Annotated in this window: 22 protein-coding genes; 16 read left to right on the top strand and 6 right to left on the bottom strand. The window is 44.7% G+C overall.

Annotation, left to right across the window (positions count from 1 at the left end; translation table 11 throughout):
- Positions 1 to 107: 107 nt before the first annotated feature.
- Positions 108 to 1,484, bottom strand: coding sequence for an MATE family efflux transporter (locus UQW94_RS16630; protein ID WP_005378048.1), 1,377 nt, complete (start codon positions 1,482 to 1,484; stop codon positions 108 to 110).
- Positions 1,485 to 1,578: 94 nt separating this feature from the next.
- Here UQW94_RS16630 and UQW94_RS16635 point away from each other — a divergent pair, with 94 nt between their 5' ends.
- Positions 1,579 to 3,030 (top strand): DUF2867 domain-containing protein, encoded by a 1,452-nt coding sequence (locus UQW94_RS16635; RefSeq protein ID WP_213898153.1) that lies wholly within the window; start codon positions 1,579 to 1,581, stop codon positions 3,028 to 3,030.
- 30 nt (positions 3,031 to 3,060) lie between these two features.
- Here UQW94_RS16635 and UQW94_RS16640 read toward each other — a convergent pair whose 3' ends face one another.
- The 3 genes from UQW94_RS16640 to rsuA all read right to left on the bottom strand — a co-directional run bounded on the left by UQW94_RS16640 (position 3,061) and on the right by rsuA (position 6,063).
- A complete protein-coding gene (locus UQW94_RS16640; protein ID WP_005378053.1) occupies positions 3,061 to 3,723 on the bottom strand; it encodes a DUF2913 family protein in 663 nt (220 codons plus the stop codon).
- Positions 3,723 to 4,925 (bottom strand): Bcr/CflA family multidrug efflux MFS transporter, encoded by a 1,203-nt coding sequence (locus UQW94_RS16645; protein WP_258669546.1) that lies wholly within the window; start codon positions 4,923 to 4,925, stop codon positions 3,723 to 3,725. The genes UQW94_RS16640 and UQW94_RS16645 overlap by 1 nt, the downstream gene beginning before the upstream one ends.
- 436 nt (positions 4,926 to 5,361) lie before the next feature.
- Positions 5,362 to 6,063 (bottom strand): 16S rRNA pseudouridine(516) synthase RsuA, encoded by a 702-nt coding sequence (rsuA, locus tag UQW94_RS16650; protein ID WP_005388670.1) that lies wholly within the window; start codon positions 6,061 to 6,063, stop codon positions 5,362 to 5,364.
- Between the two features lie 121 nt (positions 6,064 to 6,184).
- Here rsuA and UQW94_RS16655 point away from each other — a divergent pair, with 121 nt between their 5' ends.
- From UQW94_RS16655 to rplY, 5 genes are all read left to right on the top strand, one after another.
- Positions 6,185 to 7,936, top strand: coding sequence for a DEAD/DEAH box helicase (locus tag UQW94_RS16655; protein WP_258669548.1), 1,752 nt, complete (start codon positions 6,185 to 6,187; stop codon positions 7,934 to 7,936).
- Between the two features lie 155 nt (positions 7,937 to 8,091).
- Positions 8,092 to 8,457, top strand: coding sequence for a PepSY domain-containing protein (locus UQW94_RS16660; protein WP_372036143.1), 366 nt, complete (start codon positions 8,092 to 8,094; stop codon positions 8,455 to 8,457).
- Between the two features lie 76 nt (positions 8,458 to 8,533).
- On the top strand, positions 8,534 to 9,193 hold the full coding sequence (locus tag UQW94_RS16665; RefSeq protein WP_005378073.1) for a response regulator transcription factor: 660 nt from the start codon (positions 8,534 to 8,536) through the stop codon (positions 9,191 to 9,193).
- On the top strand, positions 9,183 to 10,532 hold the full coding sequence (locus UQW94_RS16670) for an ATP-binding protein (RefSeq protein WP_258657255.1): 1,350 nt from the start codon (positions 9,183 to 9,185) through the stop codon (positions 10,530 to 10,532). Before UQW94_RS16665 ends, UQW94_RS16670 begins: the two co-directional genes overlap by 11 nt.
- 284 nt (positions 10,533 to 10,816) lie before the next feature.
- On the top strand, positions 10,817 to 11,095 hold the full coding sequence (gene rplY, locus UQW94_RS16675; protein ID WP_005378066.1) for a 50S ribosomal protein L25: 279 nt from the start codon (positions 10,817 to 10,819) through the stop codon (positions 11,093 to 11,095).
- Between the two features lie 147 nt (positions 11,096 to 11,242).
- Here the strand turns inward: rplY and UQW94_RS16680 are convergent, their stop codons facing one another.
- On the bottom strand, positions 11,243 to 11,758 hold the full coding sequence (locus tag UQW94_RS16680) for a GNAT family N-acetyltransferase (protein ID WP_017634886.1): 516 nt from the start codon (positions 11,756 to 11,758) through the stop codon (positions 11,243 to 11,245).
- 752 nt (positions 11,759 to 12,510) lie between these two features.
- Here UQW94_RS16680 and ushA point away from each other — a divergent pair.
- Together ushA and UQW94_RS16690 are read left to right on the top strand one after the other, a co-directional pair.
- Positions 12,511 to 14,199: a bifunctional UDP-sugar hydrolase/5'-nucleotidase UshA gene (gene ushA, locus UQW94_RS16685; protein WP_017820852.1), complete on the top strand. Its 1,689-nt coding sequence runs from the start codon at positions 12,511 to 12,513 to the stop codon at positions 14,197 to 14,199.
- 415 nt (positions 14,200 to 14,614) lie between these two features.
- Positions 14,615 to 14,836, top strand: coding sequence for a hypothetical protein (locus UQW94_RS16690; protein ID WP_005386686.1), 222 nt, complete (start codon positions 14,615 to 14,617; stop codon positions 14,834 to 14,836).
- Positions 14,837 to 14,971: 135 nt separating this feature from the next.
- Here the strand turns inward: UQW94_RS16690 and UQW94_RS16695 are convergent, their stop codons facing one another.
- A complete protein-coding gene (locus UQW94_RS16695) occupies positions 14,972 to 15,220 on the bottom strand; it encodes a DUF1289 domain-containing protein (RefSeq protein WP_005378062.1) in 249 nt (82 codons plus the stop codon).
- 184 nt (positions 15,221 to 15,404) lie between these two features.
- Here UQW94_RS16695 and UQW94_RS16700 point away from each other — a divergent pair, with 184 nt between their 5' ends.
- The 8 genes from UQW94_RS16700 to hcp all read left to right on the top strand — a co-directional run bounded on the left by UQW94_RS16700 (position 15,405) and on the right by hcp (position 24,554).
- Positions 15,405 to 15,851: an META domain-containing protein gene (locus UQW94_RS16700; RefSeq protein WP_005378077.1), complete on the top strand. Its 447-nt coding sequence runs from the start codon at positions 15,405 to 15,407 to the stop codon at positions 15,849 to 15,851.
- A 435-nt stretch (positions 15,852 to 16,286) separates the two neighbouring features.
- Positions 16,287 to 17,447, top strand: a complete 1,161-nt coding sequence (locus UQW94_RS16705; RefSeq protein ID WP_042522009.1) for an ABC transporter substrate-binding protein — start codon at positions 16,287 to 16,289, stop codon at positions 17,445 to 17,447.
- Between the two features lie 9 nt (positions 17,448 to 17,456).
- The gene (locus UQW94_RS16710; protein ID WP_064368062.1) at positions 17,457 to 19,166 is read left to right on the top strand and encodes an ABC transporter permease; all 1,710 of its coding nucleotides are present in this window, start codon (positions 17,457 to 17,459) and stop codon (positions 19,164 to 19,166) included.
- Positions 19,132 to 19,779, top strand: a complete 648-nt coding sequence (locus tag UQW94_RS16715; protein ID WP_322142419.1) for an ATP-binding cassette domain-containing protein — start codon at positions 19,132 to 19,134, stop codon at positions 19,777 to 19,779. Before UQW94_RS16710 ends, UQW94_RS16715 begins: the two co-directional genes overlap by 35 nt.
- The gene (locus UQW94_RS16720; protein ID WP_005378090.1) at positions 19,772 to 20,383 is read left to right on the top strand and encodes a CDP-alcohol phosphatidyltransferase family protein; all 612 of its coding nucleotides are present in this window, start codon (positions 19,772 to 19,774) and stop codon (positions 20,381 to 20,383) included. The genes UQW94_RS16715 and UQW94_RS16720 overlap by 8 nt, the downstream gene beginning before the upstream one ends.
- A gap of 123 nt (positions 20,384 to 20,506) precedes the next feature.
- A complete protein-coding gene (locus UQW94_RS16725; RefSeq protein WP_031778989.1) occupies positions 20,507 to 20,986 on the top strand; it encodes a glycine zipper 2TM domain-containing protein in 480 nt (159 codons plus the stop codon).
- Positions 20,987 to 21,188: 202 nt separating this feature from the next.
- Positions 21,189 to 22,718, top strand: coding sequence for a nitric oxide reductase transcriptional regulator NorR (gene norR, locus UQW94_RS16730; protein ID WP_053307433.1), 1,530 nt, complete (start codon positions 21,189 to 21,191; stop codon positions 22,716 to 22,718).
- A gap of 174 nt (positions 22,719 to 22,892) precedes the next feature.
- Positions 22,893 to 24,554: a hydroxylamine reductase gene (gene hcp, locus UQW94_RS16735; RefSeq protein ID WP_005378097.1), complete on the top strand. Its 1,662-nt coding sequence runs from the start codon at positions 22,893 to 22,895 to the stop codon at positions 24,552 to 24,554.
- Positions 24,555 to 24,574: the final 20 nt, after the last annotated feature.

Genomic DNA, 24,574 nt, shown 5'->3' on the forward strand with positions numbered 1-24,574 from the left:
GCTTGATCACACTATGGAAGTACAAATGCAACTCGATTCACTTTCTGTTGCTAATTTTGTTGACGTTTTGAGCAGATTTTTGCAGCCAAAATAAACTCTGTTCCTCCTTACTGGCCAATCAGGTTTTTCATCCATTTTCGGCTAACCATTCTTGGCAAGCAAATCGCCCACTTCACAACTTCTTCCGTCAAAAAGAGTAAGTAAACCCATTGTGGGTCCCAATTGAGATAAATAGCTGCAAATGCTGCGAGTGGAATCCCGATCACCCACTGCGCCAAGATGTCTTGATACAAACAAAACTTAACATCACCGCCCGCACGTAATACACCAACAATAGCCATCATCGGCACCGAGCGTAGCACGACACCCAACGCAAGAATCACCATAAACTGTTCAGCTAGCTCGCGAGTGTCTGTTGTCAGTGCACTAAACGCATTAAGGATCCATTGATTTGACACTATCAACAAGACGGCGACCACAAATGCGATAAGCACATTCAAAATGACCGTAGCCCATGCTTGATAATAAACGGGCTCAAAATTACGAGCGCCGAGCTGGTTCCCGACTAAAACTGCAGCCGCATTCGATAAACCAATCATCATCGCCAATGCGATCGACTCAACAGGTGTCATTACGGAAAGTGCCGCCAAACCTTGTACGCCTGCTTGCCCCATGATGGCGTGATAAGCAAACAGCCCACCAGCCCACGCCAAGAAGTTAAATGTGGTTGGCAAAGAGAGGCTCAAGAAACGCGTAATTTTATCTAAGACCAATCCTGCGCGTATATCATCCCAACCAAATGCGATTATGTGTTTTTTCAACCATAGATAACCAAACAGGCAACCTACTTCGATCGCGCCACTGATTACCGTTGCGATCGCTGCTCCCGTAATACCCAGAGCAGGAAAGCCTAATTGACCAAAAATTAACACCCAGTTAAGAAACACATTAGATAAAATGCCTATACCACTAAAAAAAGTGCTTAAGCCTGGTTGGTGCATCGCCCTTAAGCCCACCGACATACTGGCCACACATGCAACAGCAAACATGCTAACCGACGAAATAATGAGATAGCTGGCCCCTAGCTCAATCACTTCTTGTGAATCGGTAGTCAAACTCATGATGGGCTGTGGAAAAACAACAAACAAAGCAACAGCAATCGCAGCAAACATCATTGCGATCATCCATGTTAAAGCGGTACTGCGACGCACCCCAACTTTATCGCCAGCCCCCCAATATTGAGCGGTTAACAACGCACCGCCCGTTGTCACCCCAACTAACATGATGGTGGTGACGAAAGTCGCGCGCGCAGCAACTCCAACAGCGGCAATTTCTGCTTCACCAAGTTGACCAAGCATAAGAACATCGACGAGGCTTCGGCTTGAAAACATCATGCTTTGCAGTGTAATTGGTAACGCGATTGCAAATAAACGACGTAAGAATGCTTTATCTGCGTGTATTGAGAGTTGAGAAAGAAAAGTCACAAGCGCTCCAACGACAACTTATTGATAGAATGGGGAAAGTGTCTCATGATTATACTCTGTGGTGTTTATTCCACCAACGATAAAAGGACAGATAATGAAAAAGGTGTTGGTGCTAGGCGCCTCGGGTTACATTGGCTCTCAACTTCTTCCGTTACTTTTAGATAAAGGTTACGCCGTCACAGCAGCAGCGCGACATATTGATTATTTAGAGTCAAGAACTCAGCCTCACCCTAATTTAACGTTAAGGTATCTCGACTTGGCTGACGCAGAGACCACGAAGGCTGTAGTGAACGATTTTGATTTAGTATTTTTTCTCGTGCACGGGATGGCTCAAGGTGATGACTTTGTTGAGTACGAACTAAACCTTGCTTTGAACTTCAAATATGCGTTGGAACAAAGCTCCGTCGAGCATGTTATCTATTTGAGTGCCATTCAACCTCAAACCGGAAACTCTCGCCATTTAGCCGCTCGTAAAGCCACGGGAAAAATAATTCGACAGTCTGGTATTCCAGTAACTGAATTGCGTGCAGGCGTTATCATCGGCCCCGGCTCTGCTGCTTTCGAAATCATGCGTGACTTTGTCTACAACTTACCTATTTTGATCGCTCCTAAATGGGTCGACTCAAAAGCGAACCCTATTGCCTTGCCCAATCTCAACCACTATTTGTTGAAGTTAGCAGAAGCCCCCTCTCCAGAAGAAAGTCAAATTTATGAAGTTGGTGGGCCAGATACACTTAGCTACCGCGAACAGTTCAAAGTCATTTGCCGAATCACGAACAAGCCGTATCGACTGTGGTCGACCCCGCTACTTACTCCGAAAATGGCATCGTACTGGCTAGGTTTAGTTACCTCAGTGCCAACTAGTATCGGTAAAGCATTACTTGCGGGCTTAGAGCACGACTACATTGCAAACTCCAAAGCGATTGAAGAACGATTTCCTCAAACGCTGATCAGCTACGAGCAAGCGGTAACTGATACCATTCAAGATGAAGGCACATTTGTACGCAGTAATGTCTGGGGGTTTGAACCCGCAGCGCTTCGTCGATGGCAACCAGGATATGGCTATTACCCAAAAAAAGCTGGAGCGAGCATTAAAACTCATGCCTCCGCTGCGGCATTATGGAAAGTGGCGCAAAAGATCGGGAGTCGCGAAACAGGCTATTACTTTGCCAACATCTTGTGGCGTACACGTGAATGGCTCGATATCTTTTTTGGTGGCGGAAAACCGATTCGCGTTTCTCCTCCTGGACCAGAGCTTAAAGTCGGTGATTTTATTGACTCTTGGAAAGTGATTCGCTGCGATAATAATCAGTTTCTTTCACTGTTTTTTGGTATGAAAGGCCCAGGCCTTGGGCGTTTAGAAATTACCATCAAAGATCTCGGTGACGAACGAGAGCTGGATATTACCGCCTGGTGGCACCCGCAAGGGTTTCTTGGGCTGCTTTATTGGTTTGCAATGATGCCAGCCCATCTTTTCATATTTAAAGGCATGGTCAAAGCCATCGCGAAAGAAGCAAACCGTTTAGAAAACAAAAAGCCCCAATAACAGGGGCTTTTAAACACTCAAAATGTCACTTTAGTCAGCTTTGAACGAGAGTGGAATTTCGGCTAACTGGTTGCCTTCGTTTGCTGGAAAAATAAGGTACTCGCCATGGTATTTCACCATCGATTTGTAGTCTGTTACCTTATGAACCATAAAGCCCGCTTGCGCTGCTTTCTCAACAAACTCAGCATGATTGCCACGCACAAACCAACTCATTGGCTTGACGAGCAACTCGCCATCAAAACAGCTTTCGCATTGGTCTGCACATAACGCTAAAGAGTTTTGACCTTCAGTGAAGATTTGTACTTTGCCGCACCCAATCAGTTGCTCAGACGTTGAGACTTCCCAGCCTGCTTGCTCCATCAAATCAAGAAAAGACTCAATATCTGAATCTTTGAACACTTTGGAGTCTTCACCTTCAGGGAAGAATTGCGCATAAAAAGCAGAAATACGTTTGAAGATAAACAACAAACCAGCATCGTTCCCCTTTGAGCGACCTGCTTTTTGCCAACGCGTTAAGTCATCGCCTACCGTACGTCCGAAACGTTGTGATTTTAGCGCCTTTGTTACCCAACGCACTAAATAATGGTTATTCGCAACAGGGGCATTGGCTAACTTACCTGAGCGATGCTCTTGATCTAACTCTTCAAGTGCTGAGTTAACCAAGTTTTGAATTTCTTTGGTGTAATTCGACATTACGCCTTTCTTCCTAAAGTCCAATAAAACAGTGCTGAAAGCACAGAACAAGCAAACATCACGATGATCATCGGCCAAGCAACATTCCCGGGCAGTGATGCCACCAGCGCACCAACCAATGAACCGATACCGAATCTTAATGTCCCCGCTAGAGACGACGCCGTACCCGCCATTGATGGGTAACCACTTAAAAGCAGCGCCATCGCGTTACTACCTATCGTCGACAATGTACCGATAAACAGCACAACAAAAGGCACAATGCCCCATAATCCGAAGTCCATTATCCAACTTACGAATAAACCAATCCCCGCCAAAAGTTGCACGAACAACCCAAAACGAAGCATGGCATGGGAACCAACTTTCTTCACCAAGCGACCATTAATACTGGTCATGATGATCATCGCCACAATGTTCAAACCAAATAGGTAACCAAAGTGGTCTGGTCGAACACCATATAAATCAATATAAACAAACGAACCCGCCGTCAAAAATGCAAACATTCCGGAAAATGAAAACGCACCTGAGAGCATCAAACCGATCGCTTCAGGATTGGAGCATAATCTGGCGTAGTTTCTCAGCGTCGTGCGGAAACGAAGAGGCTGACGATTTTCAGGCTGTAACGTTTCAGGGATTTTCCAAAGTACGAGAAAAATCACAACTACAGCGAAAATAGCTAGTACCCAAAAAATGGAACGCCAACCAAACCAAATCGCGAGATGGCCACCGATCATCGGTGCCACCAACGGCGCAATAGTAATGACCAGAGTAACGAAGGACATTGCGCGTGCAAAGTCTTCACGGTCAAACATGTCACGCACGACGGCTTGGATAATGACCGCCGCTGCCGCGCCAGCAAAACCTTGTGCCGTACGTACATAGGTCAGCGCATCAATGCCATTTGTTGTCGCACTCACAACAGCAGCCAAGCCGAAGAAAAGTACGCCTAAAATCAACACAGGTCTGCGACCAAAGCTATCGGCAAGCGGCCCGTGAATTAACTGGCCGATCGCAAAACCCGCGGTATAAGCCGTCAACGTAATCTGAACCGCGCCAGGCGCGACCCCCAAATCTTTCGCAATTGTCGGCATCGCAGGCAAATACATATCGATCGCCAAAGGCGTCAAAGCACCAATCGCTCCTAGTACCAGAAACAATAGAAAACTGATTTGGGATTGCGGAGCACTTTGAGCTTTTTCTGTCATTCTTTTACCTCTTGTTGGAGCCCTACCGTCAATACTTGCAGAACAAAGTGAAAATAACGGAAGTTCTCATATCGCTGAATGTAGAAGCCAAAAACCTGTTCTATCCAACGTTCGAGAATCATAAGGGCAAATATGTACCAAGGTGTGACCTTGACGAACTCGACATAGAAAAGCATGTGAAAGCGAAATGTGTTTATGGGAAACAAACACAATGCAGTAAAAATGATGGCGTTGACACCATCATTCCATTCACCGTAGCCGAAGGCTTTGCAATAAGAGTATGCATGCCTCAGCTAAATGCAAAGGCATATCACTGAGATGAGTAAGCACACCGGAATTGTCTAGGCACTAATTTTGGTAGGAAAATTTATTCTGAGCCAATTCCTACCAAAAGACTAGTTCCCATTAGGAACTAAAGAATTTCCCATGCCGACAATTAATTCCAAATAGAATCAATTTCTTCTTGCGTGAGGTAACGATAATCACCTGGTTCTAGTGCCTCATCAAGTTCGATAGAACCAATACGCTCACGATGTAAGTACTCAACTTTATTTCCTAACGCCGCGAACATACGTTTCACTTGGTGATACTTACCTTCCACGATAGTTAACAATACTTCATTCTCGGCCTCGTTCACGATTTCCAAACGAGCGGGCAATGTTGCTTCTGATTCATTGCGCAAAATGATGCCTTGTTCGAGCTTTTCCGCGTAATCTGGCTGAATAGCATCGACGAGCCAAACACGGTACGTTTTCTCACACTTATGCTTAGGTGAGGTAATACGGTGAGACCACTTACCATCATCCGTAATCAACACTAAACCAGTTGTGTCGACATCTAATCGGCCCGCAAAGTGAAGGTTTTCAATTTTAGGCTCATCAAGCAATGCGAATGCAGTTTGGTTGTAGCCATCTTCATGTGAACAAACAAAGTCAGCAGGCTTATACAACATAATGTAACGAGGGCCAGGAGCACCAATAACACGGTCTTCCCACATCACTTCCGCACCTTTAGGTACTTTAAATGCACCACTTTTTTGAACCTCACCGTCAACGGTGATGTCTCCACTTTTGATGATCTTTGTTGCCTGTTTGCGTGTTGCACCCAGAGCGTCACACAAATATTTATCTAAACGCATGAATACCTCATTGAATTATACCCAAGTGATCTCTAAATCTTGGTTTAAAGGTCACTTGGGTATAAAAGTCAGGTATTATAGCGTTCCTCGTTCGAATAGTTGAGCAATTTCACATATTTTCATGTACACACTTCGTCCTTATCAAGCCGACTCGGTTAAAGCCGTTATTCATTACTTTCGTAAACACTCGACACCAGCAGTGATCGTGCTGCCAACCGGTGCAGGAAAAAGCTTGGTGATCGCAGAACTTGCTCGCCTTGCGAAAGGACGAGTGTTAGTCCTCGCCCACGTAAAAGAACTGGTCGAGCAAAACCACGCGAAGTATGAAGGTTATGGTTTAAAAGGTTCTATCTTCTCAGCAGGATTGGGACGAAAAGAAACTGACCAGCAAGTCGTGTTTGCTTCGGTTCAATCGGTCGTACGTAACTTAGATTCGTTCAAAAACCAGTTTTCTCTGCTCGTTATTGATGAGTGCCATCGTGTGCCAGATGACAAAAACAGCAGCTACCAAAAAGTTATTACTCACTTACGAGAACTGAACCCTGGCATTAAGGTGCTGGGACTAACTGCAACGCCCTATCGTTTAGGAATGGGCTGGATTTATCAGTATCACACCCGAGGTCAAGTGCGAGCCGAAGAGCCCCGATTCTTCCGCGATTGTATTTTCGAACTGCCGATCCGTTACTTGCTCGACGAAAACTTCCTCACTCCAGCCCGCATGATGGATGCGCCCGTTTTGTCTTACGACTTCTCTCAGCTGAAGCCCGCTAACACCGGACGCTACAAAGAAGCAGAAATGGACATGGTGATCGATAAAGCCAAACGTGCGACTCCACAAATTGTTGAGCAAATCATGCAATATGCGAAAGAGCGTCAAGGTGTCATGATCTTCGCTGCAACTGTTCGACACGCACAGGAGATACACGGTTTATTGCCAGAAGGCGAAACTGAAATCGTCATTGGTGATACACCTACGCCGGAGCGCGATGCGATCATCCAAGCGTTCAAGAATCGTCAAATAAAATACTTAGTCAATGTTTCGGTACTGACAACCGGGTTTGATGCGCCGCATGTCGATTTAATCGCGATTTTGCGACCAACAGAGTCAGTCAGTCTGTACCAACAGATAGTAGGACGAGGATTACGCTTATCAGACGGAAAATCAGAATGTTTAGTGCTTGATTACGCAGGCAACAGCTACGATTTATACCAACCTGAAGTCGGTGATCCCAAACCAGACTCTGACAGTGAAATTATCACGATTCCTTGCCCGGCTTGCGGATTCAATAACAATTTCTGGGGTAAGTTGGATAGTAACGGTTTCTTGGTTGAACATTTTGGCAGACGTTGCCAAGGTTACTTTGAAGATGAAGACACAGGCGAACGTGAACACTGTGGCTACCGTTTTCGTGCCAAATACTGCGGTGAATGTGGTGCGGACAACGATATCGCTGCACGAATTTGTCATGAGTGTGACGCGACGCTCGTAGACCCAGATAAAAAGCTAAAAGAAGCCCTTAATCTCAAAGATGCATTAATCTTTGAATGCACAGAAATGGACCTATCTGTATTTAAGTCCAGTGATGGTAAATCTCAGCTAAAAGTGACGTATTCTGGTGAACCATACCAAGGCGAAGGCAATGCGTTAGTTCATGAGTTTTGGTCATTGAGTACCAAAAAACAAAAACAAACGTTTAAAGATCAGTTCGTACGCCCCCACTTAGCAGACAAGCATCGCCCTTTTGAAGAGGCTTCACCGACACGCGTTGTCGCTAATCAACATCGTTTCCGTTTGCCTCAGTTTGTTATTGCTAGAAAATCTGGTCGCTTTTGGAAGCTGCGAGATAAAATTTTTGAAGATGAGTTGAAATAACATCCACAACACATGGCAAAACTTAATTAGCTGATTCACTCTCTGTTCATCTATATCCGATATACTGCGGCTAACGCTCCAGAAAAGGTTTGACTATGTATAAAGCAACGACTTCTCTACATTCTGCGTTACTTTTCGGCCTTATTGCGACATTCATGTGTGCACCAAGTTTTGCCAAGCATGACAACGAGTACACATCACAAAATGGCCACGCCATCGTGCAAGATGTCGAAAAGCCAGGAACACGCATCGAGTTCGATGAAGATCAAGATGAGGTCTACCGCGCGGTTCAACAAGGATATATACGACCATTTTCGGAACTTTACGCCGCAGTAGAAAACGACCTATACGGCCGCATCATCAAGGTCGAGCTTGAAGAAGATGATGATGCTTGGGTGTATGAATTGAAAATTCTGTACAACAATAGCGTCCTGAAAGTTGAGTACGACGCCGCCACGCTGGAAATGCTTGAGATCAAAGGTCGCAGCTTTAACAAAGCGTTAAAGCCGCAAAACAACTAAACTTGTCTAATGCGTAATCCAGACGCGATGCGTAGCTTACTTCGATAAAAATCCAAACATAATAAGAATCATCAATATGAAAATACTTGTTGTTGAAGATGATCCTCGTTTAGGCGAGCAAATCATCGAAACATTAGAAAGTACCGGCTGGGTACCAGAATTGTCCCAAGATGGCATAGACGCTCTGTATCGCGCGACCTCGGAAGAATGGGACGCCATTGTTCTCGACCTCGGGTTGCCAAAACTGGATGGTCTTACCGTCCTAAAAGGCATCAGAGATGAAAACATTAATACTCCTGTCGTGATTTTAAGCGCTCGCGACACCCTAACGCAGCGAGTTGAAGGCTTAAACGCAGGTGCAGACGATTACCTAACTAAACCATTTGAAATGGTTGAGCTTATCGCTCGTATTCGTGCACAGCTTCGAAGAGCCTCTGGTAATGCCTCTCCTGTGATGCAAATTGGCGACTTGAGCTTGGATACACGCACTTCTAAAGTCATGTGGCAAGGGCAAGCGGTAAGCTTGACAGCGCTAGAGTATAAAGTGGTCGCTTACTTTATGCATAACCCGGAAAAAGTGATTTCTCGAACCGAACTCGTCGAGCACATTTACAAACAAGACTTTGATCGTGACTCCAACACAATCGAAGTTTTTATCGGCCGAATTCGCAAAAAAATCGCACCAAAGATCATCAAAACTGTCCGAGGGTTGGGATACCAATTAAATGCCGAATAGAAACAGGCTACCGTTGAACGCAATAAAACGACTGAGTATCAAAAGTCGCCTCGTTTTAGCGGCGATCGTTTGGTTAACGGCAATGATCCTCGCCGCTGGTGTGACGATACCGACGCAGGTCTACAACTATATGGTTGATGACACTCGCTCACAGCTCAGCATTTTTATGGATGAAGTCGCAGCACAGTTAGAAGTCGATAACACCGGGCATCTTTCACTCGCAGCTCAGCTATCAGACCCTCGATTTAACCGACCTTACAGTGGTTTGTATTGGAGTGCCTCTACAGAGGCAAGCCTCGAACGTTCTCGTTCTTTGTGGGACAAAAAAATCGAATACAAAGGTTTGGATAAAGATGCGTATGGAGCAAGAGGCGAAAAACTAATTACGCTAGAAAAAGCGCTGTATCTTCCTGATTACGATGGTCCTATTCACATTATTATTGGTATTGACGAAGAGCCCATTAAAAATACCCTTCAGACGTTAATCGGCCAACTTTGGCTTATTTTGGGTTTATTATTCGCGGGCGTGCTTACCGTCATTTTACTGCAAATTGCTTGGTCATTGAGTCCGCTTACAAAGCTACAAAAAGAATTAGCCGAGCTGAAGTCTGGTAATAAAAAGAGTCTAGAAGAAACCTACCCAAAAGAGATTTCTCCTCTAATCTTCGACCTCAACGCTCTGCTGTTCCATTACCAAGAATTACTAGAGAGAGCTCGCAATCATGCAGGTAACCTATCTCATGCACTTAAAACGCCACTTTCTGTTCTAAAAAATGAAGTTCAGACGTTAGAACCTGAGGCACAATCCCGTCTCCGAGCTCCAATCAATCAAATACAAGACCATATCGATTACCATTTGGGTCGTGCCCGTATGGCCGGATCGATGAACATATTATCAGTGAAGTCGAACCCAGCAGATCGTGTGGATGCTATCTCAATGGCGTTTGATAAAGTGTATGCGAGCCGAAGCATTACCTTAATTAATGAACTTGATTCAGAGCTGAATGTAGCAGTAGAGCAGACCGATCTCGATGAAATGCTAGGTAACTTGCTAGAAAATGGCTATAAGTGGGCCAACAGCATGATTCGTGTGCACTCCTCTCAGGATAAGGAAAATATACACATCATTATTGAAGATGATGGGCCAGGCATCCCTAAAGAGAAACTGAGTCAAGTAATCAAGAGAGGAGTTAGATTGGATGAAACAACCCCTGGCTCAGGTCTTGGTCTAAACATAGTCAGTGAAATGGCACACAGTTACCGAGGTCAATTAACATTGGATACAAGCGCTTTAGGTGGATTAAAAGCATCTTTAGTCTTACATCTCGGCCGAACATAAAGCATATAACACATAAACTTTGTTTTTCGGACCATGATCAGTAAACCGATGAAAATGAAGTCGATGTGAACAAAATCCAAGCAAAGCGTTAAAAGGGATAGCCTTCCACCCCGCTAAATCATACCTTTTTGTTGATTTGGATACGATTTGGGTTGCCCATTTATAAGTGGAATGATAGTATCCGCGCTCGCTTGAACAGTTCCTGTTTCAAGCTTTACCACGAACAACAAGGTCGCATTGTTGATTGTGAACATTTGATTTTTACTAATTTGAGAGTAAATACTATGAAATTCGAAGCAGTAGTACGTACTGAACTAGGTAAAGGTGCGAGCCGCCGCCTACGTCACGCTGGCAAATTCCCTGCAGTTGTATACGGCGGTGAAGAAGCAGCAGTAGCTATCGTTCTTAACCACGACGACATCGTAAACCAAATGGACAAGCCTGAATTCTACGAAGGCATCGTTCTAGTTATCGATGGCAAAGAAGTTAAAGTTAAGCCACAAGACGTTCAACGTCACGCGTTCAAGCCAAAAGTTGAACACATGGACTTCATCCGTATCTAATTCCCTACCAAGGAATTAATCGGATTAAATCCAAACCTTTTGCATAAAAGATAATCGGATTTACCAACCGAGACATCTACAAAATTTCAAAACCCCGGAGTCTTACCACCTCCGGGGTTTTACTATATTTGGCATATAGCATTTGATTTATGAACGGGCAATATACTTCACTAAAGTGAGATCGGTCAGCGTCATACTCTCAATCACTTCCGACTCTTCCTCTCCAGTACGCACAAAACCACACTTCTTGTAAAAGTTAAGCCCCTGTTGATTAGTATCCAGTGCTTTCAAACTGATCTGCATAACTGACGTAGAGAGCAAACGTGTCTCTAACTCATCTAACAGTGCACTTCCTGCTCCTTGCCCATAATGTAGCGGCGTAACGTAGCAACATGTCACTAATGCCGTTTTATCTTCGCTGGTGTGGTTAGGTAACTCGTAACTTAAAAAGCCAACAATTTCTCCTTGCCTCTCAACTACGATCAATTGGGCCAGTTGCTCCGTCATCACTCGCGCCCACATCCTTTCTCGACGCTCAATCGTAAACTGCTCTATGTAGCTCTTTGGCATTAATCCTTTATACGCCACCTGCCAAGAATCAACGTGTATCTTGGCGATTTGGGCTGCTTCCTTTTTGAGTGCGTCCCTTACTGTGTATCTCATAAGCATCCTTTATTAGCGTTCACCACTTACAAATTCTTTTAACCCTACCCTTTAAACCAAAGCTCAAAGATAACAGCTACAGTCGCAACGCTTTACATTAATCCATTTCATTTTCATTAATTAAATGATAGTTCACATCATAATATTCGAAGAAGAACGATCCATTATTTACTTTTCATTTTGACTCATTAGGTTGAATCTATTTGTTTAAACATTCGAGTGTCAAATGCGGAATAAGCACGATAAGGTATCGGATGAGGATAAATAAACGATGCTTAAAGCATAAGGTTTCTAAACGATCGCAATTATAGTAAAGAGATAAATACAATTTTTGATAGAGTTTGGCAGAATAAAGCCATGATCAAATGAGTTTAAGCTCTGTGCTGTTCATTATGCATACAAACCGCCACCCCTCATCATCAGAGCGAAAATTTATAACGATTTGTGTCATACCTATTAGGAAAAACATAAACTTGGCAAAATAATCACCAAAATCAGCGTAATACTTCGCAAAAATGCGCATTGATTCACACAAACAACACACATTCAATTAACTACCTCACAAAAAACAGAGCTAGCTATATAAAATAAATACTAAATACCAATTCTGTTTATTTATAGACGTAGTTTGCAGGCTTATTAATTCATTTCTCCGATAGAAGTATAAATAAGAGATAGATCACTAAAGTTTCACATTAATTCCGTATATTTCACGCCGTAACAATAACAAAATCACAAAGAAAGGATCCCTTATGAAGTTTTCCAAATCTCTTTTGGTAGTGGCAGTAGGCGCTGCGCTAGCAGGATGCGGCTCAGACAGCGACAATTCTCCAGTAACCTGCGAGACTGCAGATTCTTGTACTAAGTTCACCGTTCTCCACACTAACGATAACCATGGTCGCTTTTGGCATAACAGCGACGGCGAATACGGCATGGCTGCGCGTCACACTTTAATCGAATCTATCCGCGCAGAAGTCGAAGCAAAAGGCGGTGAAACCATTCTGCTATCTGGCGGTGATATTAATACCGGCGTACCAGAATCAGACATGCAAGATGCGGTTCCAGACTTCGTAGGGATGAACCTACTTGGTTACGATGCAATGGCTGTCGGTAACCACGAATTTGATAACTCACTAGATATTCTCGATATGCAAGCCGAGCTAGCTGACTTCCCTATGCTGGCTGCGAATATCTATAAAAAAGATACAAACGAGCGTTACTTCGACCCTTACAAAGTATTTACTATCAACGGCCTTAAGATCGCTGTTATTGGTCTAACAACGCAAGACACTGCGAAGCTAGTCAATCCAGACAACGTATCAAACATCCACTTCGAAGACCCTCAAGTAGAAATCAAAAAGGTACTGAAGGAAATCGAAGAGAACGAAAAGGTAGACCTAGTATTTGCAACGACGCACATGGGTCACTACGAAGACGGCAAAAACGGTAGTGAAGCACCAGGTGACGTTAAACTCGCTCGCTCTCTTGAAGAAGGACAGCTAAACGCTATCATCGGTGGTCACTCGCAAAACCCTGTATGTATGGAACCAGGTACCAATGAGTATGCTGATTTCAAACCTGGGGATGATTGTGCCCCAGACCAACAAAAAGGCACTTGGATTATGCAAGCGCATGAGTGGGGTAAATATGTGGGTCGTGCAGACTTCGAATACTACGACGGCAAGCTTCACTTAGCGAACTACGCACTGATTCCTGTAAACCTTCTAGACGAAAACGATGAAGTTATCGGTGAACGAATTCAACAAGATGCAACAGTAAAAGCGTTACTACTGCCATACCAACAACAAGGTCAAGAGTTATTAGATGAGAAGATTTCTAATACGACGGGTAAGTTAGAAGGTGATCGTAACGTAGTTCGCTCTCAACAAACTAACCTAGGTCACCTACTCGGCGAGGCATACCGTACTTACAAAACGGTAAATGCTGACTTTGGTGTGATGAACTCTGGCGGCGTGCGTGATTCAATCCAAGATGGTGATATCACTTACCGTGACGTACTAACGGTTCAGCCATTTGGTAACTTCGTGACTAAAGCAACTATGACAGGTAAAGAAGTTAAAGAATACCTAGACGTGGTTGCGACGAAATCTGCAGGGTCTGGTGCTTACGCTCAACTAGATAACATCACTTTAGATGTAAACTGTGATGCTGGCTCAGTAACCATTACCGATATTAACAATAAAGGCTTCGATCTAAACGAAACGTACACATTCTCTGTAATCAGCTTCAGTGCTGCTGGTGGCGATAACTATCCAATCATCGATGTTCAATCTACACAGCTAACCGATGCATACGTTTTGCGCGAGTTCTTCGTAAACAACCCACAAATCTCTGCGGATAACTACAACAAGAACTTAGAGAACGTCAAGTACTTCAGTAATGGCCAACCAGTAAAAGGTTGTCCTGCAACTGGTAGCTAATACTCAACACCTTACCCCTGGCGCTAAGAGCTTTTACAAGCAATTTCGTCAGGGCTTTCCTTAAAACCGAAGCTTTGTGCTTCGGTTTTTTATTTTCGATAAATTACTGAAAACTCTCCACCTTCACAATATGTTCAAAAATTGTTCATTTGTGTTATTGACGCCCCTGTGTTGGGCTTCTATGTTTGATAAGGTCTTTTAAATATGCAGGTTCATCGGCTAAATTTCGCGAAACATTTTCAATCGCACAGTCAATGATTCTGAGAAAGATGTGAATGGCGTTACAAACACTGCTCTCAAACAATTTGTCTTTGGACTTCAAACGATGGTGATGTGCCTCCACGCGCACACTAATGAGCAGCGATCTGGACGTCAATGTGTTCAAACTGCTGCCATCGAGTTCTGGAGGTCAAAAATGAAACGAGCCAGCAATAGCTACAGACTCCAAATGATCAAAGAAGTAGTTACCCGTAGAGAGCGTGAAGCTTGTACGGATCCTATGGCGAGATATATTCATCAACTGATGGATGAACGCCCAACAAGTAAATTAGATGTTGAATTCAATCATAGATTTTCAGGAAATCACTTCGACGAACAAGCGGGAGGCTGGGTTAGCGACCGTTGGTCGATGAAATAACGCCAATTACCGCTCTATAGGGAAAATGGATAGGAGATTCCCGGTTCTTAAAGGACACCTTGCCGGACCGGGAATATGTAAAAGCCTAATCAGAACCGAAAGCGAAGGCGTAACCCCACAGACTGAACAAGAGTTCTAGAATAAGTCTTGTTGAGGCGATGACTCATCTTGAAGCTGTTCTGGCTTCGTCTTCCCCGCCAACATCTTTCTTCTGTACCTTTGACGACACAACTTAATAACGTGCAACTGCTGAGCGGGGGTTAAGTTAAGCCAATTAAACCTTTCCTCTCTCTTTCTCATACACCCCTTGCAATACCCTTTTTCATCGGAGGTACATACTCCAACACAAGGGCTTGGGACAGTAAAAAACTCCAGTTGCTCCATACTAAAACCGCTCTTTCCATATTAGGGCGTATTGGCCTAGTTTAAATAATGAGAAGATTAGTCAGCAACAAAATCTGCTATATACTTCGTTATGTCAAAAACATACGAAACCATAACCTTATGCTGACAAAAACAGTGTTTTATTACTTATACTTACCGCGTTTATAAAAACGGAGTCTATAAAATGAAGCTTAGCCTAAAAACGTTAGTTACAGCAATCTCTCTCCCTGTTCTTATGACTGCTTGTGCTAGCAACGGTGATGATGTGAAAGAAATAACGGCTCAAGATTTGCAGCACCACAACTGGGAACTTGTTCAAGTTGATGGCAAAAATATCGTTCTAGACGAACACCAAAAAGCTGCTCGCCTAGAAATCGGTGAAAATCTAACCGCAAACGGCAACGCAGGTTGTAACAACTTCTTCGGTCAAGCCGAGCTGAAAAACAACCAACTACGCATCGAAAAAATGGGCATGACCATGAAGATGTGTATGGAAGATCAAATGAAGATCGAAAACGCAATGACACAAACACTATCTAACTGGAGCGATATCACGCTAACTAAAGATGGTCTTGTTCTGAAAAGTGCCGATCACGAATTGACGTTTACACTACGTGACTGGGTAAACTAATCCCAACTAAGTAAACCAAATAGTATTTTGAAAGCAGCCAGACGGCTGCTTTTTTATATCGATGAATCGTTAGTCATGCATGCTAAAGTCATTTAAATGGCCAACTTTCTTTCTCTTTTCGCCCTCAATTCCATGCTTTAGACATCAATTTTGCTCTGTAAAACAACCTATTCATATCTCTGGGGACAATAATTTTCAATTACTTGAAAGAATATCCTCAAACAAACGGTCCGCTCCTAAAATGACACCAAATTTGTCCTTTCTTCGTTTTGCTTCACATTGAGAGTAATTCTTTGAATCAATGAGTGATTCCGTTTGGGATTGGCATTGATAATAGAGAGAGATGAATTACTATCCTTGTAACAGAGCGGAACGACTTGCGAAAACATCAATAGAAACGAAAGCAAGCACCAAAAGACATAACACGGAATAGATATGAAAAAGCTACTCAGCAGCATTGGCATTTTAGCCACGACTTTTGCGACACCTTCTTTTGCCGATTCATCAGTGAATAGCGAATGGCAAAAAATCGAACAGCAAGCCGACGGGCAATCCGTCTACTTTCATGCTTGGGGCGGGAGCCAAGAAATTAATCGCTACATACAGTGGGCGAGTAGAGAGCTAAAATCACGTTATAACGTGACGCTAAACCACGTTAAAGTAACTGATATTTCTGAGACCACTACTCGACTTATCGCAGAAAAAGCAGCAGGCAAAAACAGCGGTGGTAGTGTTGATATGGTTTGGATCAATGGCGAAAACTTCAAATCAATGAAGGATAACCAATTGCTATTTGGTCCTTTTGTCGAAGGTTTGCCAAGCTGGCAATATGTGGATAAATCTCTACCAATTGATGTGGACTTCTCCGAGCCAACAGAAGGTCTAGAAGCACCTTGGGGAGTAGGACAATTAGTGTTTATCCATGACGAGCAAACCCTCCATAACCCTCCAAAATCATTCGCAGAAATGCTGAGCTATGCAAAAGCGTTCCCGAATCGCCTGACTTACCCTCGACCACCAGAGTTTCATGGCACAAGCTTTATCAAAGCATTACTCATTGAACTGTCTAACAACGCCCCTGAGCTGCAACAACCAGTTACCGATGACACGTTTGAGCAAGTCACTCAACCGCTGTGGTCTTATCTAGATGAGTTCCATAAAGTCGCTTGGCGCGGTGGTAAGCAGTTTCCAGGTGGTACAGCAGAAACCCTTCAGCTACTAGATGATGGTCAGACTGACCTGGCGATTACCTTTAACCCGAACGCGGTTTTCTCTGCGCAGTCGAGCGGTAATCTTGCAGAGAGCACCAAAGCGTACGCAATGGACGCAGGAGCACTCTCAAATATCCACTTTTTAGCGATTCCTTGGAACGCAAATGCCAGTGCTGGTGCACAAGTTGCGATAAACTTTTTATTGAGCCCTGAAGCACAGTCTCGCAAAGGTAACCTAAACATCTGGGGCGACCCTTCGGTACTAAGCAACCAATACCTAACTGGTTCGGCCAAAAACACTCAACAATTCAAATCTATCGCTGAGCCACATCCAAGTTGGCAAGCGGCGTTAGAAAAAGAATGGTTGAAACGCTACGGGAATTAGTAAGAATCCATGTTAAGAGCGCTGTATTTAGTCATTATCGCAGTTTGTATTTTGCCTACCATTCCGGGACTACTTGGAGTGGTGGTCTCTGCGCTCGGTTATGTACCTCCTATCGGTCTACACCACTTTTCTTTTGATGGCTTCAATGCCGTCTTTGATTGGGAAGGTGTTTGGACATCCATCGGGCTTACTTTCTACTCCGCCATTTTCAGTAGCTACTTGGCTTGCTTCATCGCATTTGCAATTCTACAAGCCTCTTGGGGCAGTAAGTTTTGGCGAAAAATTGAAGTTAGCCTTTCCCCACTTCTCGCGATGCCGCACGTCGCGTTTGCAATTGGCTTTGCGTTCTTGTTTGCCCCAACTGGTATGGGCGTTCGTGTTCTCAACCAACTGTTTGGTTACGACCCGAATGCACAAACGGTGAATGACTTAGCATTGCTGATTAAGGACCCACATGCACTCGGTTTGGTCATCATGCTTGCGATTAAAGAAGTGCCGTTTTTATTGTTGATGAGTATTCCGATCCTTCAGCAATTGAAAGTCGATAAGGTTGAAAAAGTCAGTCACTCGATGGGCTACAGTTCCGCGCAAGCGTGGTGGAAATGCGTATTTCCGCAATGGTTAGCAAAACTTCGTTTCCCAATGCTGGCGGTATTGGCTTACAGTTTGTCCGTTGTCGATGTCGCCCTGATTATTGGCCCTACCAACCCACCCACGTTTGCGGTTTTGGTATGGCAATGGTTTAACGATCCAGATTTATCGCTCCTACCAAGAGCTGCCGCTGGCGCAGTAATACTGTTTGCGATCGCTAGCCTTTTGATTGGATTTGCACGCTTAATGGAATGGTGTATTACCAAAGGCTTCAAACGCTGGCAGTACTCTGGTCGAAACGGTTTTCGTTTACCCGGTAAAACCCTATTTTCACTGGTCGCGCTACTTGCACTTCTAATGATTCCACTCATGGTGGTGTGGAGCTTTGCTCAACGTTGGCGCTTTCCAGATTTGCTCCCAAGCCGTTACAGCCTGCGTTTTTGGGAATACGAATGGCACAGTATTCTTGGCACGCTGGAACAGAGCATGCTGATTGCCGTTATCAGCGCGACTGTCGCTCTAGCCCTTGCCTTGATCGCACATGAGTATCGCCTTCGTTATCGCTGGCAGGTGCCCGGTTACATCATCGCCATCCCAATGCTGATTCCTCAGCTATCCGTGCTATTCGGTATGCAAGTAGTGACGCTGTACTTAAACAGTAACGCGTATTTCTTTTGGGTATGCTGGGCGCATGTGTTCTTCGCATTCCCATTTATTTACCTCTCGCTAGACGGGCCGTGGCGCAGCTTCGATAACAGCTTAACTCGCGTCGCACTCAGCTTGGGTAAAACACCGATGCAAGCTTGGTTAAAAGTGAAACTGCCAATCCTCCTGCCTGCAATTGCATTCGCGTGGGCTGTCGGTATTAGTGTCAGCCTAGCGCAATACCTACCTACATTAGTTCTAGGGGCTGGGCGCATTAGCACCATCACAACCGAAGCCGTTGCACTATCCAGTGGTTTTGACCGACGTGTCACCGCTATTTACGCCATTTGGCAAGCTCTGCTGCCATTCTTGTTCTTCTCTTTTGCGATACTGCTTAGCCACTTGCACAGGAAGTATCGCCGCTTGTCTATAAAAGGTTTACTACTGAATGAGTCTTTGTCTCGAAAACCTCGCCATCCGTAAAACCAATGGTGCCGCGCTTTTTTCAGCGTTCAACATGACCGTAGAGAAAGGTGAAATTGTTACTCTGATGGGACCAAGTGGTTGTGGTAAATCCACTTTGTTGGATGCCATTGCCGGGCACCTATCCGCCGAGTTCAACTACTCTGGATCCATTACGCTTGATAACGAAAAGTTGGATGCCCTCCCTGCCCATAAGCGTCAGGTCGGTATTCTATTCCAAGAAGATTTGCTCTTCCCTCATTTAACGGTGTGGGAGAACCTTGCCTTCGCGCTACCAAACTCAATCAAAGGTGAAGAGCGTAAAGCTCACGCTATGCAAGCGCTGAAGAACATTTCATTGACCAAACTAGCAGAGTCCTTTCCTGACCAAATTTCGGGAGGGCAACGCGCCCGTATTTCATTGACTCGTATGCTGCTAGCAAAGCCGAAAGTTGCGCTACTTGATGAGCCCTATAGCAAGTTGGATAAAGACCTGCGTGTACAATTTCGCAATTGGGTGGTCGAACAATTGCAGCAAGCGAACATTCCTACTTTGATGGTAACGCACGATGAAGATGATATTCCTGATGGCAGCCGCTGCCTAAACTGGCCGTGGGAGACAAATCATGCTTGATAGCCTGAGTATAAAGCTCATCCGCAAACCGCTGGCACTCAGTGCGACATATATCGATAAATGTGGCATCACCGCAAATCAGACGACAATATTTGGTTTTGTGCTTGGCTGTTTTGCCCTGCCTGCTTTGATCGCCGAACAGTACTTGTTGGCGTTGCTGTTTATTTTGCTGAACAGAATCTGTGATGGGTTAGACGGTGCACTGGCAAGGATTCAAGGCATTACCGATGCGGGTGGCTTTCTTGATATCAGCTTAGATTTTTTGTTCTATTCGTTGATTCCTTTTGGCTTTGTGCTTGCCAACCCAGAACACAATGCCGTTGCAGGCGCATTTTTGATTTTTTCCTTCATCGGCACTGGTAGTAGCTTTTTGGCTTTTGCCATCATGGCAGGAAAACAAGGCATCGATAATCCGGTATATAAAAACAAATCGCTTTACTACATGAGCGGCTTAACCGAAGGTACAGAAACCATTGGCTGCTTGGTTTTATTTTGTTTGCTACCGCAACACTTTGCCGTCATCGCGTATATCTTTGGCGCGGCATGCTGGTTTACTACTTTTACACGTATTTATTCAGGGTTTCATACGCTTAACGATCATTAATACTGCTTAGACAATCGCGTTTCCTTAAGGGACAGGCCGCTAAGCCACTGTTTTATAAAGCACCAAAACGCAGGTTAAATTGGGGTATATACTCTTTGAATGAAGAAACCATTCGGAGGCTATATGAAAAAACAGATCAATTTAGGCATGTTGCTCACCATTACTTGTGTGCTCGTGCTTGGCGGCTGTAGCTCACCTAACCCGTACGGAGATGCATACGGCTCATCCGACACTCGCAAAGTTCAGCAGGTTTACTACGGCACAGTAGAAAAAGTAGAACCCGTAACCATTGATGCCTCTACCCAATCCAATGCCATTGGCACCATCGCTGGTGCTGCCGTGGGCGGGATCTTAGGCTCAAAAGTTGGGGGCGGTTCTGGCTCGGATATCGCTGCCATTGGTGGTGGTCTATTGGGTGGCTATGCAGGCAGCAAAGCGGCTGAAGCAACCGCGAAAAGAAATGGCGTGAATCTGACCATTCGTTTAGAGGACGGAAAGATTATCTCTATTGTTCAAGAAGCAAATCCAAACATGATTTTCCAACCAGGCCAAGCGGTCCAAATCAATGTTTCTGGTAATGACGCTAGAGTCGTTCCTCGTTAATTCGGACGAACCAAACCTTTGGCCTGCTTTAATTCAAACACCTAACCCGCGCAAGCTTACATCACTGGCTTGTTAACTTGCGCGTTTCTTTTCGTATCAAACTTGATCGTCGTCAATGGAGCATCAATCTCCCACACCTTTCGATGTTCAAATGACATCAAGTTGCTAGCATGAGCCCATTCCAGATAACTTTGGGCTTGTTATGACTCCGACTGTTGACCACGTACTCCTTAATATCGCGCTAAACCTCAGCTCAAATCGCTCTCACGAGCAGCAATATCAAAATCTCATTGATGGGGTCGCGCAAGTATTCCCATGTGATGCGAGCTGCCTGTTTATCTTCGATGAGGATGGTTTTCTAACTCCTGTCGCGGTAAAAGGCTTATCTAGCTCGGTCTTAGGTCGTCGCTATTTCCCCAAGGCGCACCCTCGCTTAGATGCCATTATTCATAGCGGTGAACCGGTGCGTTTCGATGCCGATTGTTCACTGCCGGATCCTTTCGACGGCACACTATTAACTGAAGACCAATGCATTGATGTTCACGATTGCATGGGCTTTAGCTTGTATGTCGAAGGCCAACTTGTTGGCGCACTAACGATGGATGCACTAACGGTGGGCGCGTTTGATGGCATCGATCCTGTCGCTATCGAAACCTTTGCGGCATTGACCGCTGCGACATTGCGTAACATTGCTCAGTTAAAAGCACTCAAAGCGCAAAACCAGAAGCAAAAAAGCGTCACTCAAACCCTTATCCAGCAAGCCCGTTCTCAACATGGCGAAATGGTGGGTTTGAGTCCGCAGATCAACCAGTTACGAAACAACATTGCGACTGTTGCTCAATCAGATTACGCGGTACTTATCTTAGGAGAAACCGGAACTGGTAAAGAACTGGTCGCGCACTCGGTACACGCGCAATCTCATCGTAGCGATAAGCCGATGATTTACGTCAACTGTGCGGCTTTACCAGAAGGTCTGGCTGAGAGTGAACTGTTTGGCCATGTCAAAGGCGCATTTACAGGTGCTAATAGCCACCGTGCCGGTAAGTTTGAACTGGCAGACGGTGGAACGATTTTCCTTGATGAAGTGGGCGAACTGCCTTTGATTTTGCAAGCAAAATTGCTGCGCGTAATTCAGCAAGGCGAGCTGCAACGTGTAGGTAGCGATCAGCATTTGATGGTCAATGTGCGCATCATCGCCGCGACCAATCGACAATTAGAAAAAGAGGTCGAATCTGGCACGTTTCGAGCTGACCTTTTCCACCGTTTGAACGTGTTCCCAATCCAAGTCCCCCCACTGCGTGCCCGTGACGGGGATATTCCCGTTTTAGCAGGATATTTGTTGGAAAAAGTACGCCAACAATTCAATGCACCCAATCTGCACGTTCATCCTAAAGTGTTGACTCAATTGGAATCTTCACCTTGGTACGGAAACGTGCGCGAGCTCGAACATACTTTAACGCGCGCGGCTTTGCACGCCATTCAACAAGGCGCAAGCACGATCATGCTTAACCATTTCGACACCTCATTGGCTCTCGGTGATGTAAAAAACACATCGCATTATTTACCCAAAGAAAGCCAACCAATGCGAGAACTGATAGAAAGCTATCAACGTGATTTAATTGAACATGCTTTAAGCCAAACTGGTGGCGTTTGGGCAAAAGCAGCGGAGTTTTTGCAAATGGATCGCGGGAACTTATATCGAATGGGTAAAAAGCTCGGGATCAATAAATAACCAACCACAAGAAGCTGATGTAATTAAGACATCATTTACGTTGTCTTAATTACATCACTCGCCCTATCAAAAACAAATAAAATAATTAAAAATCAACAAGATAATAATTGGCACGCATTCTGCTCTCTAGTGGTCAACATCACGACTATTAAAACAATCACTGGAGAACCCAATATGTTCTGTATTCAATGTGAACAGACAATTCAAACCCCTGCTGTTAAAGGTTGTTCTTTTGCACAAGGTATGTGTGGTAAAACTTCTGAAGTATCTGACCTTCAAGACGTGTTGGTTTACACACTGCAAGGGGTTTCTTTTTGGGCATCAAAAGCACTTGAATTCAACATCATTAACGATGAAATCAACCAATGGGCACCAAAGGCATTTTTCTCTACGTTGACGAACGTAAACTTTGACCCTGAACGTGTCCTAGAGCTAACTTCTCAAGCGGCAACGTACAAAGCATTGCTAAAAGAGCAAGTAATGTCTGCTGCAACACTCGCCGATACCGAAGTTGCTGACATCCCTGTTGTTGCTCACTTTGAGCTACCAAATAGCGCAGAAGCAATCTTAGCTTTTGCTCCTCAAGTCGCGGTTAACCGTGGTAAGGACCAAGTACATGAAGATGTTATTGGCCTACGCTTACTTTGCCTATACGGCCTTAAGGGTGCCGCAGCATACATGGAGCACGCACGTGTTCTTGAGCAAACCAACAACGATATCTATGCCGAATACCATGAAATCATGGCGTGGTTGGGTACAGACCCTGAAGATCTTGGTGAACTACTTGATTGCTCAATGCGCATCGGCCTGATGAACTACAAAGTGATGGAAATGCTCGACCAAGGTGAAACAATGACCTTCGGCCATCCAGAACCAACCACGGTGAACGTCAAGCCAGTAAAAGGCAAATGTATTCTTGTTTCTGGCCATGATTTGCATGACCTAGAAAAAATCCTGCAACAGACTGAAGGCAAAGGCATTAACGTTTACACCAACGGTGAAATGCTACCTGCACACGGCTACCCTGAGCTGAAGAAATACCCTCATCTTGTCGGCAACTACGGCAGCGCATGGCAAAACCAGCAGAAAGAATTCGCAAACTTCCCTGGCGCAATCGTAATGACGTCAAACTGCTTGTTGAATCCAAATGTGGGTCAATACGCAGACCGTTTATTCACGCGTAGTATTGTTGGCTGGCCTGGTGTTGCTCACATCGAAGGCGATGATTTTAGCCAAGTGATTGAATGTGCTCTAGCGCAAGATGGTTTCCAACACAATGAAATCGAACACCACATCACGGTTGGTTTTGGTCGAAATGCACTGATGAACGCCGCCCCTGCGGTTATCGACCAAGTGAAGCAAGGCAACATCAAGCACTTCTTCCTAGTCGGCGGTTGTGATGGTGATAAAGCGGAACGTAGCTACTACACCGATTTTACGGCTGAAGCACCAGAAGACACGCTAATCCTGACCTTGGCGTGTGGTAAGTTCCGCTTCAATAAGAATACGTTCGGAGATATCAACGGCATCCCTCGCCTATTGGATGTGGGCCAATGTAACGATGCTTACTCTGCAATCCAGCTTGCACTTGCACTGGCGAAAGAGTTTGACTGTGATATCAATGAACTACCACTCACGCTTGTGCTTTCTTGGTTCGAGCAAAAAGCGATCGTTATCTTGCTAACGCTATTTGCATTGGGCGTGAAAGGCATTTACACAGGCCCTACTGCACCGGCATTCCTAACGCCAAACCTAATCGCCATCATCCAAGAGAAGTTCGATATGCGCAGTATTGGCAATGTTCAGGATGATCTAAAAGCCATCCTAGCAGCTTAATAAACTTGCTTGTTCGCGCC

The organism is Vibrio sp. PBL-C16, from assembly GCF_034321865.1.
Taxonomy (GTDB): Bacteria; Pseudomonadota; Gammaproteobacteria; order Enterobacterales; family Vibrionaceae; genus Vibrio; species Vibrio alginolyticus.